This is a genomic window from Paenibacillus sp. CFBP 13594, assembly GCF_014842675.1.
In the GTDB taxonomy this organism is placed as follows: Bacteria; Bacillota; Bacilli; order Paenibacillales; family Paenibacillaceae; genus Paenibacillus; species Paenibacillus amylolyticus_B.
Genome location: NZ_JACYVQ010000016.1, coordinates 24530 through 41919, shown reverse-complemented (window position 1 = coordinate 41919; position 17390 = coordinate 24530). Strand labels below are relative to the sequence as shown.

Below are 17390 nucleotides of genomic sequence, written 5' to 3'. Positions count from 1 at the left end.
CTCGTTGCCCAGGCCCCTTTTGGCACTACGGATGAATGATGACGGTAGACTCGTCCACCCACTCCACACCCTCTTCATGATAGAATGCCAGCTTCTGCATCAGTTGCACAAGAGCCTCATCCTTGCGTTTAGCCTCAATCATCACGTCAAGTCTTGGGGTGTCTGCTGCGATATGACGCAAGAAATCGAGCACAGGCTCTACCTCCACACCATCGGCATGACCTCGCAGATCCTTCTCACTCTTTGGACTGGAGACATGGATTTTGGGTGGCAATGGCTGATCAGCCGGTGAATCTGCCTGGGCAAGCGGTGACTGCCAGGTCTTTAGAATATCAGGCCACAGATCCCATGCCTGTTCTCCTTCGTTGTTCACCCAATGGTGATGGATATCCAGTACCATGGGCAATCCCAAGCGCTGGCACACGGCAAGTGTCTCAGGCGCATTGAACGTTTTGTCATCATTTTCGAGTGTGAGCCGCTCCTGAATGTCCCGATCCAGCTTCAAAAAGTTTTCTTCAAAACGAAGCGCCGCTGAAGGCTTGTCCCCGTATGCACCACCAATATGTATATTGTTCTTGGCAGTGGCATTCAGCCCCATGGCATCCAGCATCCGAACATGATGACGAAGGTCGCGAATCGAGTTGCGCAGAACTTGCTCGCGGGGGGTACTAAGTACGGTAAAATGATCTGGATGAAAGGACACACGCATATGATTTTCCTTCACAAAATCACCAATGGCCGCAAAGTCCTGCTTCAGTGCCGGGAACGGGTCCCAGTCATTCAGATCCTCGTGTGTTGCCAGTGGAATCAATTTGGAAGAGAAGCGATATACATGAATATGGCTGCCCTTGTTGTGCCTGAGCAAACGTAATGTATTGTGCAGGTTCTCAGCTGCAATCCGTTCGAGCTTGCGGATCGCTGCTTCCCTGTCACCGATTTTGTTAAAACTCGACATGGTCATGGTCCGGGAAGGCGAGGCATTCTCTATAAGCACGGACATGGCCACGTAACCAAAGCGTACGAGCATGAATCTCTTCCTCTCTATTAGGGCGGAGAACCCGCACGGCATTCAGCCGTCAGGATGTACCGTCACTGTATATAACCAAGTTTTACCCTAAAAGAGTGACCATAATCGTATTCTGGCAAATCCGTCCTTCCGACCCGCACTTACAGTCAACAACTATTCCTGTGCTTGCTCTCCAAAGAACATCTCATCCGCAAGGGCAGTCTGAATGCGTGATTCTTCCTCAGTCAATTTGCGGATGAGTTGCATCTCCACCTCAGTTACCTCTTGCCCCTGGAAGTTGATCTCCGCAATGGAAACCACGATCTTGACGATGGCTACAGCCACGTTATCCGGTGTGTATGCAATCACTTTCTGGCCGGTAGGAAATACCCGGAAGCCCTGTTTGACCATTTTGCCGCGTCCGTATTCAAGCAGTTCGAACAGCTCCTGCTCATTCTTGAACTTGCATACGGAATTGAATTCAGTCTGAAATCCCATGCATATCCCTCCTGATCTTGTGGTCGCAGGCTACGCCTGTACGCCGTTCTCGTAATTCAGTGCCTGCTTACGGTTGTAACGCTCCAGTGCCAGCTCAATCATGCGATCCAGCAGTTCGGCATACGATACACCTGTCTCACGCCAAAGAAGTGGATACATGCTGTACGGTGTGAAACCAGGCATGGTGTTGACTTCATTAATAAGCAAAGCGCCGTCATTTTTCCGAATGAAGAAGTCCGCACGTGAAATACCGTTACCTTCAATCGCACGGAACGCCTGCAAAGCTGCCTCGCGAATGCGATCTGCGGCCTCTGGGTCCAGTGGAGCTGGAATCAGCATCTGTGATTGACCATCAATATACTTGGCTGCATAGTCATAATACTCACCGGAGGATACGATCTCACCTGGAACGGAAGCCATGGGCTCGTCATTACCGAGGACACTGACTTCAACCTCGCGTGCTTCAACGAACTCCTCAATGACAACCTTCGTATCATACCGAAGTGCGAACTCAACAGCTGTCTTCAGTTCATCGCGGTTACGTGCTTTGGAGATGCCTACACTGGAGCCCAGATTGGCCGGTTTGATAAAACAAGGATACCCCAGCTGATCTTCGACCTGTACGATCATTTCGTGCTCAGTCTGCTTCCATTGTGTCGCGTTAAAATACGTAAAGGCACATTGGTCAATGCCAGCCTGTGCAAACAGCTTTTTCATGACCACTTTGTCCATGCCGCCTGCCGAAGCGAGTACACCTGCACCTACATATGGCATATCCGCCATCTCGAACATGCCCTGAATGGTGCCATCCTCTCCAAACGTACCATGCAGCAGAGGGAACATCACATCCAGCGCTTCTGCTCCGCCATACAAACGGCCAAACAGGGCGTTCAGCGCATCCTGCGTTCCACCCGCCGATTGCTCCAGCTTCAGATCTTCAATCTGCGCGAACGGCGCATGCATGACAGGTCCTTTTTTCCATGTCCCCTGCTTGGAGATATAAAAAGGAACCAGTTCATACTTTTCATAATCAAATGCGTTTGTTACAGCAAACGCCGTTTGCAGCGACACCTCATGCTCGCCCGATTTTCCGCCATACACGACGCCTACTTTTAATTTATCCATACTCATGTGTACCCTCCGATTATCTGTGCCTGATGCTGTCATGTTTGCATGCTCAGCACCCTTGTTATTCTGCTTGCGTTATCTGATCTTATTTTACACGGAACTGAATGTCTGCGTCACCGCATCCCGAAAATCTTTCGTCATCAAAACTCATCTGCAATATGAAAAAGCCGGTATACCGTCCGCTCCGTCCAAGCGTAAGAATCCCGGTAATCCCAAAATCGGTGACGGCTGCTAACCGTATGTGCGTTAACAAGCGGCATACCGCCCGCATCAAACGCGGTCACAACGGTGCTGTGCTGAAATCGTCCATCTCCATCCCAATCGTAGAGAATAACATCGCCGAGCATCAGCTGCTCAGGACGCTCCACTTCTGTCGCGGTCAGACCCCAGCTGCTGCCTGACAAATAACGCTCCAGACTGTTGGAAACTGCCCAACTGTAACTCCACATTTCGGAGCCGTTCACATACCCTTTATACCACCAGCCGGCTTCTCTTCTACCAGTATAGTGGATGGGTGCGCCCCCTGCAAAGAGACATTGGGACACGTAATTGGTACAATCCACATCAAATTCCTCAAATGCCGGATTGCCCGCATTCCACCACCGATCTGCATAGGCAACTGCCAGATCTCTGCGATATGACTGTTGCCGTGAGCTTCTTCCTTGACCCAACACTTCCCGATTCAGCAGCGGCCGATTCATCGCCTGTACAAAATCAGCTTGTTGAAACGGACGTCCTTCCCCAGCAGGGCGACGCTCCGGCACTTCTCGCTCAACCCGTCCAATGATCCATCCACCACTCTGCCTCAGAAAGGTTAACCGCTCCCGCTCAATCCGGTCCTCCCGGTGGGTGATCCCGCTCTTCTCGTAGAACAGTCTGCTGTACAATTGTACATCCACCACCGCTTCTTCCTGACCATCCATAAGCGTGCGCACAAGCTTGGCGCTGGTCTCGCTGCGAAGAGGCACGGCGCGGCGCTTACGATACCATTCGTCCAGCCTTGCCATACGCTCTCCCCGTTCCACCACAAAGTCAGGATCGGTAACGATCCGTTCGCTGGTCTGTGGACGGTAGTCGATCTCACAGCGATTGTACTGGTTCACGTAAGTATATAAGGCACTCTTCCATTCCCGTTCCAAGCCTATGTCCCCCTTTGGCATGAGTTCTGTCTGGAATATTTCATTGCGTATATAAACTCCTACTATTCATATGAAAGGGTCTTCGGTTGTATGTACACGGCTCAGGAGGGAGATTCGAAATTCGGCAAATACAGGTACACAAGATATCTTATTCCTGCTCGCTTCACGAAAACGCCTTCATCGCTCCAAAAGCTTGCTTGATCAGGCAAAAAGACCTTTACGTACGGAGGTGAAAACGGTATACTTAAAACTAAAGTTATGATTATGAAATTACGTTTCATCTGATGAAACTAACGAACAAGAACACGGAACGATGAAGGCCTGTTCTTCACCTAAATGAACGTTTTCTTCATCTCACCGACACATCCCAAGGAGGTACATGTATGTCAGCAAAGAATCATTTCTCCGCCGCTCGCAGTCTTGAGGTTGGAGGCAAGTCTTACCGCTACTACAGTCTCGATGCTCTTCAGGAAAACGGCCACGGCGATCTTTCCAGGCTTCCTTTCTCCATTAAAGTGTTGCTTGAAGCAGCAATTCGTCAATTCGACGGACGTGCTATCACCGAAGAACACGTAAAACAACTGACCGGCTGGGCAGATGGCCGTGACAATAACAAGGAAATTCCATTCATCCCTGCACGTATCGTTCTGCAGGATTTCACCGGTGTACCGGTTGTCGTTGACCTCGCTGCAATGCGTGATACTGTGAAAAAAGCAGGCGGCGATCCAAAACAGATCAACCCGCTCGTACCCGTCGATCTTGTTATCGACCACTCCGTTATGGTTGATGCTTTTGGTACCAACGATGCACTTGATTACAATATCAAAGTTGAGTTTGAGCGTAATGAAGAGCGTTACCGCTTCTTGCGTTGGGCGCAAACGGCATTCAACAACTTCCGTGCCGTTCCACCATCCACAGGGATCGTTCACCAGGTTAACCTGGAGTATCTGGCTTCCGTGGCAGCAACCAAAACCGTGGACGGCGAAACCGTTGTATTCCCGGATTCCCTCGTAGGTACAGACTCCCACACCACCATGATCAACGGACTTGGCGTTGTTGGTTGGGGTGTTGGTGGTATTGAGGCCGAAGCAGGTATGCTGGGCCAACCGCTTTATTTTGTAACACCGGACGTTATCGGTTTCAAACTGACAGGCAGCCTGAGCGAAGGCGCAACAGCAACGGATCTGGCACTCACCGTTACCCAATTGCTTCGTAAAAAAGGTGTTGTTGGTAAATTCGTAGAATTCTACGGACCAGGTCTTGCCAACATCGGTCTGGCTGACCGTGCTACAGTAGCCAACATGGCACCAGAATATGGCGCAACAATCGGTTTCTTCCCTGTTGATAGTGAAACGTTGAACTATCTGCGTAACACTGGACGTCCTGACGAGCAGGTAGAATTGGTTGAAGCTTATTACAAAGCTCAAGGCATGTTCCGTACTTCAAGCACCGTTGATCCTGAATTCACAGATGTGATTGAACTGGATCTCGGCTCTGTTGTACCAAGTCTTGCCGGACCAAAACGTCCACAGGATCGCATCGAGCTGACACAAATGAAAGAAAGCTTCAACAGCATCATTCGCACACCTGTAGATAAAGGCGGCTACGGTCTGAGCGATGAGAAAATCGAACAATCCGTACCTGTGAAGCATCCGGACGGTTCCAACAGTGAACTGAAGGCAGGTGCTGTTGTGATCGCGGCGATCACAAGTTGTACGAACACTTCGAATCCAAGTGTTATGGTTGGAGCGGGACTACTGGCGAAAAAAGCAGTTGAACGCGGCCTGACCAAACCAGGATATGTGAAAAGCAGTCTGACACCAGGTTCCCTTGTGGTTACCGAGTACCTGGAAAAAGCAGGTCTGATCACGTATCTCGACAAACTCGGATTCAACGTTGCCGGCTACGGTTGTGCAACGTGCATCGGTAACTCCGGCCCACTGCCGGACGAAGTGAGCGAAGCTATTGCTGAGAACGATATGACCGTAGCGGCTGTATTGTCCGGTAACCGTAACTTTGAAGGCCGTGTGCATGCACAGGTTAAAGCCAACTACCTGGCATCACCACCACTCGTTGTGGCGTATGCACTTGCGGGTACCGTGAATATTGACTTTGAAACCGATCCAATCGGTTATGATACGAACAATGAACCTGTGTTCCTGAAAGACCTCTGGCCTACTTCCGAGGAAATCAAGGATACCATCGCAAGTTCCCTGAACGCTCAGATGTTCCGCAACAAGTACGAGAATGTATTTACAGCCAATGAGCGTTGGAATTCAATTTCTGTACCGGAAGGTGAATTGTACGAGTGGGATCCGAACTCCACATACATTCAGAATCCTCCGTTCTTCCAAGAGCTTGGCGACAAGTTGAACGATATCGCAGATATCCGTTCTGCACGTGTTATGGCATTGCTTGCGGATTCCGTAACAACGGATCACATCTCGCCAGCAGGTAATATTGCACCATCCAGCCCAGCTGGACTGTACCTGAAAGAACATGGCGTAGAGCGCAAAGACTTCAACTCGTACGGTTCACGCCGTGGTAACCATGAAGTCATGATGCGTGGTACGTTTGCTAACATTCGTATTCGTAACCAGGTGGCTCCGGGTACTGAGGGCGGCATTACGAAGTACCTGCCAACAGACGAAGAAATGTCCATCTACGATGCTTCCATGAAGTATCAGGATGAAGGACAGAACCTGATCGTTATCGCTGGTAAAGAGTATGGTACAGGAAGCTCCCGTGACTGGGCGGCAAAAGGAACATTCCTGCTCGGCGTCAAAGCCGTTATCGCAGAAAGCTTCGAGCGGATTCACCGTAGTAACCTGGTCGGCATGGGCGTAATGCCATTGCAATTCCAGGAAGGTCACGGCTGGTCCAGCCTTGGTCTGAACGGACGTGAAACGTACGACATTACTGGCCTCAGCAATGACGTGAAGCCAGGACAAGAGTTGAAAGTTACCGTAACTCGTGAAGACGGTACACAGTTCGAATTCCCTGTCATCGCTCGTTTGGACAGCATGGTTGACGTGGATTACTACCATAACGGCGGTATCCTGCAAACCGTATTGCGTCAAATGATGAAAAAAGCTTAATGATATAAATCATTAATGCGATGAAGTTATACAAAAAAGCTCCCCATTACGTGCAATCAGCACGTGGCGGGGAGCTTTTTTGGCTTTGCTTTTTATAATCGGGGTATGGTTAAAAATCAATCTTCAAGCCAACTTCCGAATCATCAGGTGGCTCAGCTATACGATATATACCTCTGCAGTTTAATTTCTCTACGTTAATCCAGTCTACAAAATCATCCGCCCCGTAACTACGAATAAAGTGAGCATATTCCGTATTTCCCTCATGATCAATAGACTCGATATACAGGGTGAATGGGTGCTTATACTCTAGGCTCTGCAAAAAATCGATAAATTCTCCTCTCCACTCGCCAATTTTTCCTGCATATTGATTGGGAACGTAATAGTAGAACACATCAAAGTGATATACAACAATTTTCATTAACATTTACAAGCCTCCTAGAACTTACAGATCACAGTTTAAAGTTTTAAGATCTCCATACCTTCTCTTAGTTGTTCCGACACAGCGGTATAGTACTCAATGCTATCCGCAAGTTCGCGTTCAGTCTTATGTATAAGATAATAGGAATATTTCTGCATCAACTCATGCTCGTTTAACTCAACAGGGAGATAAATAATCTCAACATCATTCGAATCGAAATAATGACGATATCCTCTCTCCGATTGTCCCACTTTCATGACTGTTTTTATCACCAGCAACTCATCACGTGTACAAGCTCTTATCAGATCAGTTCTTTTCTGTTCTACATCACGTACTACTTCTTTATCGTAGTGATTATTCGTAGCTTCAGCAATTTCGGTTTCAATTTGCATAATGGCTTTCATGGTTCCTGCTAGTTCTTTAGCTAATGAATACAATGTATATCCTCCTTTTTTGTAAGGAATAGGTACTAACGCATCATCTCTACTCTACCTCATTTGCGATGTTACTCGCAAAGTTCACTGGTCCTATGCTATATTCGATACCTTATGAAACAACAAAAAAACTCCCCGTAACGTGCAATCTGCACAGTGATAGAGAGCCTTTGTTTTCAGTATGTGTGTTCTCCGTTGCTTCAAGGCCAACTGCCTTTTAATGCCCAATGTGATGTGATGCTTGATCTAACAGTTGAATCGTGCCCATGATCAGAAACAAACACGACAGAACAATTAACGAGCCGCCGACCCATCTAGACATGATTACTCGCTCCGTAATCTGTTTTTCCGAAGCATCTGTTACCTTGTGTGGATACACGAGAAACATTAGCCCTGCGCTAATGAAGATTGCAGCTATTATAATCAAGTTGTTCCCCTCCTTACACGTGACTTTCCTTAGAATTTAACTTTTTCGTCGTCACGCGGGATTCTCCTCCCGACAACACCTTTTTCAGACCCATAGCCATAGTGAAAACAATATATCCAATCAAGCCGCCGAGTGTATTAAGCATCAGATCATCCACATCAAATATTCCCATCCCCGTCAACAACTGTGTCACTTCATAACCCAAACTGAGCAGCAGGGACAGCAGGAGTACCTTTACTCCAGAGAATAACTTGTTGCCCGTCAACACAGGGATGAAGATGCCCAGTGGAATAAAGGCCCATATATTGCCTACCAGATGGATTGCAGTGCCCGGACGATGTAACGACAGACTGTTCCAGTCTCGTGAAATTTCCTGAAATGGCGTCAGGTTGACAGTTCGTGTATGGATCAGATCCGGTTGTTGCAAGAACGCCATCAGTCGAACCTTCACGATGCCAAAATCGACCGGGCTTCCTTTGAACAGGATCAGCTTCGTAAGTAGATATACATAGATAATGAAAACGGCAATCCAAAGGATGTAATGTTTGTTTTTCTTCTGGTTGTTGTGCTTCATGCTGCTGCTCCTCCTCCTTTGTGCTGCCCTGTTATTTCTTTACGGTGACAATTACGCCATCCATGTTATCACCCGAGATTTCAGTTTGGCCTTGCTCAGGTATGTAAACGGTCGTATCTCGGGTGGCTCCATAGTAGCGAATATGATACGCCTCACCCTCTACCTCCACATTAATGTTCTCTTTCTCTTTTAGCAAATCCAAATACTCTTCCAGCACCAGATTATTCTTATACATGACAGCACTGTGCGGCAGCCCTACATATCGAAAGTGCCATGGTTCATACTGTATTCCCGTGATGCGCACTTTATCCTTCGGATAACGCAAAACAAATCCGTATTTCCATGCATTCTTCTCCAGCCATGCTCCCTCTGGTGCTTCATTCATAGCAGCCAATGTGGAACCGACATCCAGGGATAACCCGAGATTGTGCTCACTGTGACCGGCAGGCAGTGCATAGTCTTCACCCTTTTCCTGATACAGCTCGTCCTGCTTCGCAAAGTCCCTGTACCCGCTGCTGACAAGAAAATATCGGACTCCCTCTTCGCCTGCTGCTTCAACCATCTTCCGAAACTCCTGTGCCACCTGCCGGGATAACATGATTTTCCGATCCAGTATTCCATATCCACGAAGCAGATCATCCTCATCCGCCACATATACAATATCCGATTTAACCCCTTCCTCATGAACGGGGTATTGCTTATTAACCAGTAACAAATTGCCCTTATGTACCTGATCCTGAATATTTCCCGTGACAGATACCGTATAACCTGCGGGATTTTCACGCGTATTCTGAATCTCGATAGGTAGCTCATCCTTTTGATGAATCCATCCTGGTGATTGTGTAACGATATATCCGATCAAAACGATACATATTAAAAAGCCCCACTTCTTCATGCTTGTTCCTCCTTTTACCTCATACATCAAGGATAGACAAAACAAGTTAAAGAAAAAGCAGGGCATTTTTAAAGTTTTTCTTAAATTTGACGTCGAACCTCATTGTAATAGGGGCAAACGAACTTCAAATAACGTCCGTACCACATCACTCTGGGCTGAAATCGTACCGTCATGCTGTTCCACGATATTACGGGCGATAAATAAGCCGAGGCCTGTCCCACCCTCCTGAGGGGTTCTGGCACGATCTCCGGTATAATACATATCGAAAATATGTGGCAATTCCTCTGGACGAATATGTCCGCCATAGTTAATGACCTGAATGATAACCTGTTCTGCATCACGATATCCGTTAATATCCACGTACATGCCGTCCTTGCCGTGCCGTGCAGCGTTAATCAGTAGATTCTCGAACACACGAGCCAGCAACTCGCCATCACCAGAGATGGTAAGGTCAGTGTCTATTTTCAAGCGGGTGACCAGTTGGTTCTTTTCAAATACAGGATAGAGCTCTTCGTTCATCTGTTTCAGCAATTCACTAAGATCCAGTGGAGCCTTATTGATCGGTAGCATGCCATAATTCATGCGGGTAATTTCGAACAAATCATCAATCAGCTTCTCCAGACGCTGTGATTTGGTGAATGCAATCGACGTAAAATGCCGAACCTGTTCCTCTGTCAGCTGATCATCCTTCATAAGGAGATCCAGATAGCCCAGCACGGAGGTTAACGGTGTACGCAGATCATGCGCAAGGTTTACGATGAGCTGGTCTTTGCTGTTCTCGGCAAAGTCACCTCGTTCCATCGCCTCCCGCAGCTTCTGGCTTGCCATATTCATACCCTCCGCAATCGAACCCAATTCATCCTTGGACGAAATCTGAACACGATGCTGAAAGTCTCCGTTCGCCAAGTGATTAATGCCTGTGGAAATCTCTTTGAAATACGTGACATAGGGTCTCGTAAACAAGTAGAAAAATAAAATCGCAAGCGGGATGAAGAGCAGCATAAAGACATATAAATCGCCAATACTTCTCATGATATTTCGATATTCCGCCAGCGGATCTTCCATCCGCACACCTGAATAATACAACTGCAAGAGCCTGTAAACGATAAATGTTACGGCGCCAGAAGACAGCATGCTTAGACCGAGCAGCATAATCATCGTTGTGCGAAAGCTTCTGCGTTTAGTCATTGAACGTGTACCCCACGCCCCAGATCGTTTTGATAAACTTGTTCTTGTCCACATCTTCTCCGAGCTTCTTGCGCAGCGTCCGAATATGTACCATAACGGTATTGCCACTTTCGAAATAAGCCTCTCCCCATACCTTTTCAAAAATGCTTTCTGCACTGAAGACCTGTTTTGGATTGCTCGCGAGCAACACTAAAATATCAAATTCCTTCGGTGTTAACTCCAGCGGTTTACCGTAAAGCGTCACGCTATGCTGTTCAGGTATAATGACAAGTCCGCCCTTTTCCAGAATCGAGCGCTGAACCGCCGCTGTGGACTGGCTGAATTGTAATGAGCGTCGCAATTGAGAATTCACGCGTGCTACAAGCTCCATCGGGTTAAATGGTTTGGTCATATAATCATCGGCACCCATTACCAGCCCCGTAATTTTATCCATATCCGAGGTTTTGGCACTCAGGAAAATGATCGGAAAATGATGCTGCTCCCGTATTTTGCGGGTCACCTCGTACCCGTCCATACCCGGCATCATAATGTCCAGTACAGCCAAATCAATGGCATGTGTCTGAATCGCCTGTAGTGCCGACTGTCCGTCAGATGCCTTGACGGTATGATAGCCTTCTTTTTGTAAATGTAAAGCCACCAGATCTGCGATCTCTACCTCATCGTCCGCAATCAGAATCGTAATTCGCTTCATTGCTTATTTCACTCCTATATGGGATGCTGGGCAATATAACACCTATGAATCTAACAGATAAGTACCAGATAAACAATTGAAAGCAATGTTATATAAGTTGGACAAAAGTTTTACACAGTTCACTCCGATGACAGAATAACCTTCCAATCGCTGTTATCCCCAGATTTTTTTGATTCCATCTTCCAAAGGGGAAAATCCGGTGATAGCGTATGCTTCCGAAGCAGCTTTCTTCCAGAAAGCTTTTAGGCGAGCGCTTCGCTTCTCCAGGTTTTTTCTATCCTCTCCGTTCAAGTGTAAAAGAAATAGCTCATTTATATAAACACAAATAAAAAAAGGAAGAGGTAGCTATGAAACTGGAGCGTTTGTTAGCCATCGTTGTACTGCTTATCAACCGGGGGCGATTACAGGCCAAAGACCTGGCCGATATGTTTGAAGTTTCCATCCGGACGATCTATAGAGATATCGACACATTAGGACAAGCCGGGATTCCGGTCGTGACCTATCAGGGAGCAAGCGGAGGCATCGGCCTAGCGGAAGGGTATCGTCTGGATCGCAATCTGTTAACCGATAAGGATCTTGTTTCCATCGTCACCGCCCTGCGCAGTATATCGACCTCACATACAAATGCTGCACGTGAACTGTTGGTGGAAAAGCTAAGCAGTATCGTCCCGGAAGCCAAAAATGAAGATTTTCAGGCCAGCACGCACCGATTCATCGTGGATCATTCAACGTGGACGCACCCTGAAGCGCTGCAACAAAAATTAAAAGTCATTGATCAGGGAATCGATCAACTACAATGCATTTATTTTGCCTATTGCAGCGCCGAAGGTGCACAGACCTATCGTACAGTTGAACCCCACACGCTTGTGCTGAAGAGGCACGCGTGGTATCTGTATGCTTTTTGCCATGAACGAAATGAATTCCGCATGTTCAAGCTGGTTCGTATGAAAGACGTCTCTCTTACTACAGAGCACTATGAACGAAAATCCATCAACCTTCAAGACCGGCCGTGGCAGCAGGAATGGAGCAGGCCAGACAACCAGATTGGGATTACCTTGAGATTCCATGCCCGTATCCATCATGTTGCGGAGGAATGGTTCGGTATTGAAAATGTATTGCCTGACGGGAACGGCTATTATATCAGCCAGGTCGCTTTTCCAGAAGATAACTGGCTGTACGGCTTCATCTTGGGCTTTGGGGCGGATGTCGAGGTCCTGGAACCCTTGCATATTCGGGATAATGTGTGCCGTATAGCCGAACAAATTGTTCAAAATTATAAAACCTCCGATCAAACCTGACAGACAGTTGTCCAGTTCCTCCCCGTATACTTCAAATATGTTCAGGTTGAAGTTGCATATATACCCAAGGAGGAATGAAAGATGAATGTTACGGTATGTCAAAGCTGCGGTATGCCACTCACCACCCCTGCACAATTCGGAACGGAAGCAGATGGAAGCACAACCCGCGAATACTGTATCTATTGTTACAAAGAGGGCGAGTTCGCGCAGCCCGGTATTTCACTGGAAGGCATGACGGAGATGTGCACCGCCATTCTGAAGGACGAGGGCATGGATGAGGAATCCGCTCGTTCGATGCTGCGTAATCAGCTTCCTTTTTTGAAACGTTGGCGCACGAATACAACGGATCAACACGAAGTATCTCCAGCTGAAAACTCTGTCACTTCCGCTATACCAGGTCAGGTTACAACAACTCAATCGTTATCTGCCCAGCCCGTTCGTTATGTCACCCTTCCGGGCAAACGCCTGGCCGGCATATCCGCCCGCACAACCAATGCCATTGAGATTAGTGGCAAAGGCTGTATTCAGGGACTCTGGAACAATTATTTTGCCTCAGAGCACCTCCCTGCACCCGAAGCTGCCCGCTATGGCTGTTACACGGATTACACCGATGGCATAACCGGAGAGTACACCATACTGGTAGGGCATGAGGTAAGTTCGGAGGAATCATTACCTGAAGGATTGGGCGACATTCTGCTCCCGCCTGCAACTTACGCCGTATTCACTTCCAGAAAAGGGCCAATGGCAGAGGTTGTTAGTGAAGCATGGGGAGCCGTGTGGGCATGGGAGAAACAAATCGATCGTACGTTCACCGGGGATTTTGAATTGTATGATGAACGCAGCCTGAATCCCGAAAGTGTACAAGTGGATATATACATCGCTGTTCGCCAAAGTAGATAAAAGTAGTACGATATACATCTCAGTCAGAATCAACGTTAGTTCGCATCCTTCTTCATATCACGCAAGCTGTCGAGTACACTCGGCAGCTTTTTTGTTATATCCGGAACTACATTACTCCCTAAACAACCCGACCATGGTACCAAGTTAGTTAGCATGCTTTGCATCATTTAACCAGATAATATGCCTCATATGCGGGTACCATTGACTTCCTTAAAATTGGGACTATTCGCATAACAACCGATTCGATCTTCCCATGTACACCCTCTCATATCAGGTCCTTTACTCCTGAATTTCCCTAAAAACGTTTACATCTCCTTAAAACCGGGTAAAATCACTACAATCCAATTGGAATTACGCTTTAAACTCTTCTATTTCGTCTAACAAGTCACATGTACCTATATGCGCACCTGGCATGGTAACCAGTCGAAATACATAATTCGAAAAAACGCATCAAAGGAGGAACCAAGATGATCCGCATGCCTATTCAGCAAATGATCCCGTACCATCACCAATATCCGCGCAACACGGCGACCACTGCTCCTAAAAAGGAGAATGAGAACACTCAAGGTCTATCCTTTCATGAAATTCTACAGCAAAAAATGGCGAAGAAAAATGCTTCTCCTTCCCTTAGATAAAAATGGACACCGGACCCTATTCGAGTCCGCTTATCAACCGTCTTTCCGCAGCTTGGCGGAAGGGCGGTTATTGGCGTTGAGCAATAAACAACTGTACAGTCCTCAGTCATGTTTCTATAATGGTTTTAAATATCTACGAGATCCATGACATATACGAACTGTAAAAGGGGACTTAGCACATGATCACCATTGGTTGTTTTCACGCTCATTATTCCAACATTGCCTTAATTGAAGAGACGCTTGCTCCTTATGAAGTTGAATTAGTCCATTACGTCGATCCAGGTCTGGACCGCCTTAAACATGACGCTGACTTTTCCGAGGTCGTCATTCACGAGAAGGTAGCCCAGACGCTCCAATGGATCGCTAAGTGTCATGCCGATGCCATTCTGGTCACGTGTACCCTGTTTGCGACAGTACTGGAGCAGGAAGCCACACAGGTCCCTGTGCCTGTGATCGGCATAGATGATCCGTTATTGCAGGAGATGCGACGAGTACCCGGAGATTACATAATAGCATTCACCAACCCGGCAACTATTGAAGGAACGATGGCACGGGTGAATCAGGCATTACAGCAAGAGGATGAGAATGGGCAACTACACGTTGCCAAGACATCTCAGACGGATGCGGTGTGCATCCCTGGGACATTTGAGTTGATTATGCGTGGAGATCAGCAAGGGTATCTCGAAGCGGTACGTGAAGGCTTACAGCAGATTGCTGAGCAGTATCCGGGTAAAACAGTAGTGGCGGCCCAACTGTCTATGGCTCCCGCCGCTGCACAGGTTGCAATAGATCGCGGTATTCCAATCCATAGTCCGCTGGCATTGCTTGCAGCGTATTTGGAGAAGAATTTGGGCCTGGCTCGACAGTAATTTAACGAGGTGAACTAATATGCGATTCCTCTATATTGTTTTACTGTTTATAGTAGGTTTTTCCTGTTCCGCATTTCTATACGGAGGAGCACCAAAACTCAGTGATGCTCTTTTATTCGTTATCGCAGGAATTCTGTATAAGATATGGGCCACATGCAGTCACAAAGCTAATTCTGATAAAGGCTGAGTAAGTTAAGAATACATACATGACATAGCACCAAAAAAGCCGTTCTTCTCTGCAATGACAGAGAGAAACGGCTTTATCTCTATTTCAGACTGCCCAGCTTGCGCTGTACCGACGCCTAGGAGCGTGTCCGATATTCCTCGGCCTTTTCTTGCATGCCCGCTGCTACAGCCTCATTATCGGACAATCCTTTACCCGCCGCAAAGGCACGAATGTCCTGCGTAATGCGCATGCTACAGAACTTCGGTCCGCACATGGAGCAGAAATGAGCTTCTTTGGCCCCTTCTGCTGGCAGCGTCTCATCATGGTAGGACAGCGCACGTTCAGGGTCCAGTGACAGGTTGAACTGGTCACGCCAACGGAACTCGAACCGCGCTTTGGACAATGCGTCATCGCGGCGTTGAGCACGTGGATGGCCTTTCGCCAGATCGGCGGCATGAGCTGCGATCTTGTAGGCAATAACCCCTTCGCGCACATCATCCTTGTTGGGCAGGCCCAAATGTTCTTTTGGCGTAACATAACAGAGCATCGACGTGCCAAACCAGCCAATCATGGCTGCCCCAATGGCAGACGTGATGTGATCATATCCTGGCGCAATGTCAGTTGTTAGCGGCCCAAGTGTGTAGAACGGTGCTTCTTTACATATCTCCATCTGCAAGTCCACATTCTCTTTGATCTTGTGCATCGGCACATGACCCGGGCCTTCGATCATCACCTGCACATCATGCTTCCATGCGATCTGCGTCAGTTCCCCGAGCGTAGCCAGTTCTGCCATCTGAGCTTCGTCATTGGCATCGTAGATACTGCCTGGACGAAGTCCATCTCCCAGCGAAAACGCCACATCATACCTTTTCATAATCTCGCAGATTTCTTCAAAATGAGTGTACAAAAAATTCTCCTGATGATGCGCCAGACACCATGCTGCCATAATGGACCCGCCCCGGGACACAATGCCTGTCATCCGTTTGGCCGTCATCGGGATATAACGCAGCAGTACACCTGCATGAATCGTAAAGTAGTCCACGCCTTGCTCTGCCTGCTCTATGAGTGTGTCACGGTACAACTCCCAGGTCAGCGCCTCCGCTTCGCCATTCACCTTCTCCAGCGCTTGATACAGCGGTACCGTACCAATCGGCACAGGAGAATTACGAATGATCCATTCCCGGGTCGTATGAATGTTTTTGCCTGTGGACAGATCCATCACGGTATCCGATCCCCAGCGTACTGCCCAAGTCATCTTCTCCACCTCTTCCTCGATGGAAGAGGATACGGCAGAGTTCCCTATGTTGGCATTGATCTTCACGTGAAAATGACGACCGATCAACATCGGCTCACTCTCCGGGTGATTGATGTTGGATGGCAGAATGGCCCGTCCACTCGCCAGCTCCTGACGTACAAATTCCGGTTCCACGCCCTCACGAATGGCGGCGAATTCCATCTCTGCCGTAATGACTCCCTGTCTCGCGTAGTGCATCTGGGTCACACAGCGTCCTGGCTGTGCCCGCAGCGGTTTGCCACGTAATCCGGGGTACTCTTCGGCGCCGGCTCTCTTCCCTCCGGGCTTCAGTCCGTTATCCTCCGGTTTAACCGTACGGCCCCGATAAGCTTCAACATCGCCGCGCTCTGTGATCCAACGGGTGCGCAGGGCTGGCAGACCTGCACGGATATCCGCATGAAATGCGGGATCGGTCATGGGGCCGCTCGTATCGTAGACACGCAGCGGTTCGTTATGCTCCACCCCTTGGGGAGTATTCGTGTCATGAAGGGCTATCTCACGTTCCGGTACAGCAATGTCCGACCGTGAGCCCTGAATGTAGACTTTGCGGCTGCCCGGAAAGGGCTGAACCCGTCCGGCCGCTCCTGTTTCTTTTTCCACCTGCTGACCGTTATGTTCCTGTTCCATCGCTTGTTGTCCCGTTTGATTTCCTGTACTCATGTTCGCTTGTCTCCTCCTCAGTGTTCATCGCTTGTTTGGTTGGTATCGTCATTAGCTCGCTTACGTACCTGT

General features: G+C 48.1%; 17 protein-coding genes. 5 read left to right on the top strand and 12 right to left on the bottom strand.

What is annotated here, in order from left to right; translation table 11 throughout:
- Positions 1-25: 25 nt before the first annotated feature.
- The 4 genes from uvsE to IFU39_RS30550 form a co-directional block, all read right to left on the bottom strand.
- A complete protein-coding gene (uvsE, locus tag IFU39_RS30565; RefSeq protein WP_105602367.1) occupies positions 26-1027 on the bottom strand; it encodes a UV DNA damage repair endonuclease UvsE in 1002 nt (333 codons plus the stop codon).
- Positions 1028-1180: 153 nt separating this feature from the next.
- Positions 1181-1504, bottom strand: a complete 324-nt coding sequence (locus tag IFU39_RS30560; RefSeq protein WP_036614107.1) for a hypothetical protein — start codon at positions 1502-1504, stop codon at positions 1181-1183.
- 30 nt (positions 1505-1534) lie between these two features.
- Positions 1535-2635, bottom strand: a complete 1101-nt coding sequence (locus IFU39_RS30555) for a D-alanine--D-alanine ligase (RefSeq protein ID WP_036614110.1) — start codon at positions 2633-2635, stop codon at positions 1535-1537.
- A gap of 137 nt (positions 2636-2772) precedes the next feature.
- A complete protein-coding gene (locus tag IFU39_RS30550; protein ID WP_197997991.1) occupies positions 2773-3792 on the bottom strand; it encodes an amidase domain-containing protein in 1020 nt (339 codons plus the stop codon).
- Positions 3793-4154: 362 nt separating this feature from the next.
- On the opposite strand from IFU39_RS30550, the gene acnA reads away from it, so the two are divergent.
- Positions 4155-6869 carry an aconitate hydratase AcnA gene (acnA, locus tag IFU39_RS30545; RefSeq protein WP_036614112.1) on the top strand — a complete coding sequence of 905 codons (2715 nt, stop codon included), beginning with the start codon at positions 4155-4157 and terminating at the stop codon, positions 6867-6869.
- A 109-nt stretch (positions 6870-6978) separates the two neighbouring features.
- Here the strand turns inward: acnA and IFU39_RS30540 are convergent, their stop codons facing one another.
- The 7 genes from IFU39_RS30540 to IFU39_RS30510 form a co-directional block, all read right to left on the bottom strand.
- Positions 6979-7293 carry a hypothetical protein gene (locus tag IFU39_RS30540; RefSeq protein ID WP_091018725.1) on the bottom strand — a complete coding sequence of 105 codons (315 nt, stop codon included), beginning with the start codon at positions 7291-7293 and terminating at the stop codon, positions 6979-6981.
- Between the two features lie 32 nt (positions 7294-7325).
- Positions 7326-7724: a hypothetical protein gene (locus tag IFU39_RS30535; RefSeq protein ID WP_091018727.1), complete on the bottom strand. Its 399-nt coding sequence runs from the start codon at positions 7722-7724 to the stop codon at positions 7326-7328.
- A 214-nt stretch (positions 7725-7938) separates the two neighbouring features.
- Positions 7939-8148, bottom strand: a complete 210-nt coding sequence (locus IFU39_RS30530; protein WP_105602369.1) for a hypothetical protein — start codon at positions 8146-8148, stop codon at positions 7939-7941.
- Between the two features lie 13 nt (positions 8149-8161).
- The gene (locus IFU39_RS30525) at positions 8162-8722 is read right to left on the bottom strand and encodes a VanZ family protein (protein ID WP_105602370.1); all 561 of its coding nucleotides are present in this window, start codon (positions 8720-8722) and stop codon (positions 8162-8164) included.
- 31 nt (positions 8723-8753) lie between these two features.
- On the bottom strand, positions 8754-9617 hold the full coding sequence (locus tag IFU39_RS30520; protein ID WP_192136374.1) for a M15 family metallopeptidase: 864 nt from the start codon (positions 9615-9617) through the stop codon (positions 8754-8756).
- Between the two features lie 99 nt (positions 9618-9716).
- Complete coding sequence (locus tag IFU39_RS30515; protein WP_105602372.1) at positions 9717-10805, bottom strand: HAMP domain-containing sensor histidine kinase; 1089 nt, start codon at positions 10803-10805, stop codon at positions 9717-9719.
- Entirely contained in the window at positions 10798-11496 is a 699-nt protein-coding gene (locus IFU39_RS30510) for a response regulator transcription factor (protein ID WP_091018737.1), read from the bottom strand. The genes IFU39_RS30515 and IFU39_RS30510 overlap by 8 nt, the downstream gene beginning before the upstream one ends.
- Positions 11497-11843: 347 nt before the next feature.
- On the opposite strand from IFU39_RS30510, the gene IFU39_RS30505 reads away from it, so the two are divergent.
- The 4 genes from IFU39_RS30505 (at position 11844) to IFU39_RS30490 (ending at position 15198) form a co-directional block, all read left to right on the top strand.
- Positions 11844-12794 (top strand): helix-turn-helix transcriptional regulator, encoded by a 951-nt coding sequence (locus tag IFU39_RS30505; protein WP_091018739.1) that lies wholly within the window; start codon positions 11844-11846, stop codon positions 12792-12794.
- A gap of 81 nt (positions 12795-12875) precedes the next feature.
- On the top strand, positions 12876-13694 hold the full coding sequence (locus tag IFU39_RS30500) for a zinc ribbon domain-containing protein (protein ID WP_105602374.1): 819 nt from the start codon (positions 12876-12878) through the stop codon (positions 13692-13694).
- Between the two features lie 467 nt (positions 13695-14161).
- On the top strand, positions 14162-14329 hold the full coding sequence (locus IFU39_RS30495; RefSeq protein WP_017690769.1) for a hypothetical protein: 168 nt from the start codon (positions 14162-14164) through the stop codon (positions 14327-14329).
- Positions 14330-14508: 179 nt separating this feature from the next.
- Positions 14509-15198, top strand: a complete 690-nt coding sequence (locus tag IFU39_RS30490; RefSeq protein WP_105602378.1) for an aspartate/glutamate racemase family protein — start codon at positions 14509-14511, stop codon at positions 15196-15198.
- A gap of 302 nt (positions 15199-15500) precedes the next feature.
- Here the strand turns inward: IFU39_RS30490 and thiC are convergent, their stop codons facing one another.
- Complete coding sequence (thiC, locus tag IFU39_RS30485) at positions 15501-17285, bottom strand: phosphomethylpyrimidine synthase ThiC (protein WP_105602424.1); 1785 nt, start codon at positions 17283-17285, stop codon at positions 15501-15503.
- Between the last annotated feature and the right edge of the window lie 105 nt (positions 17286-17390).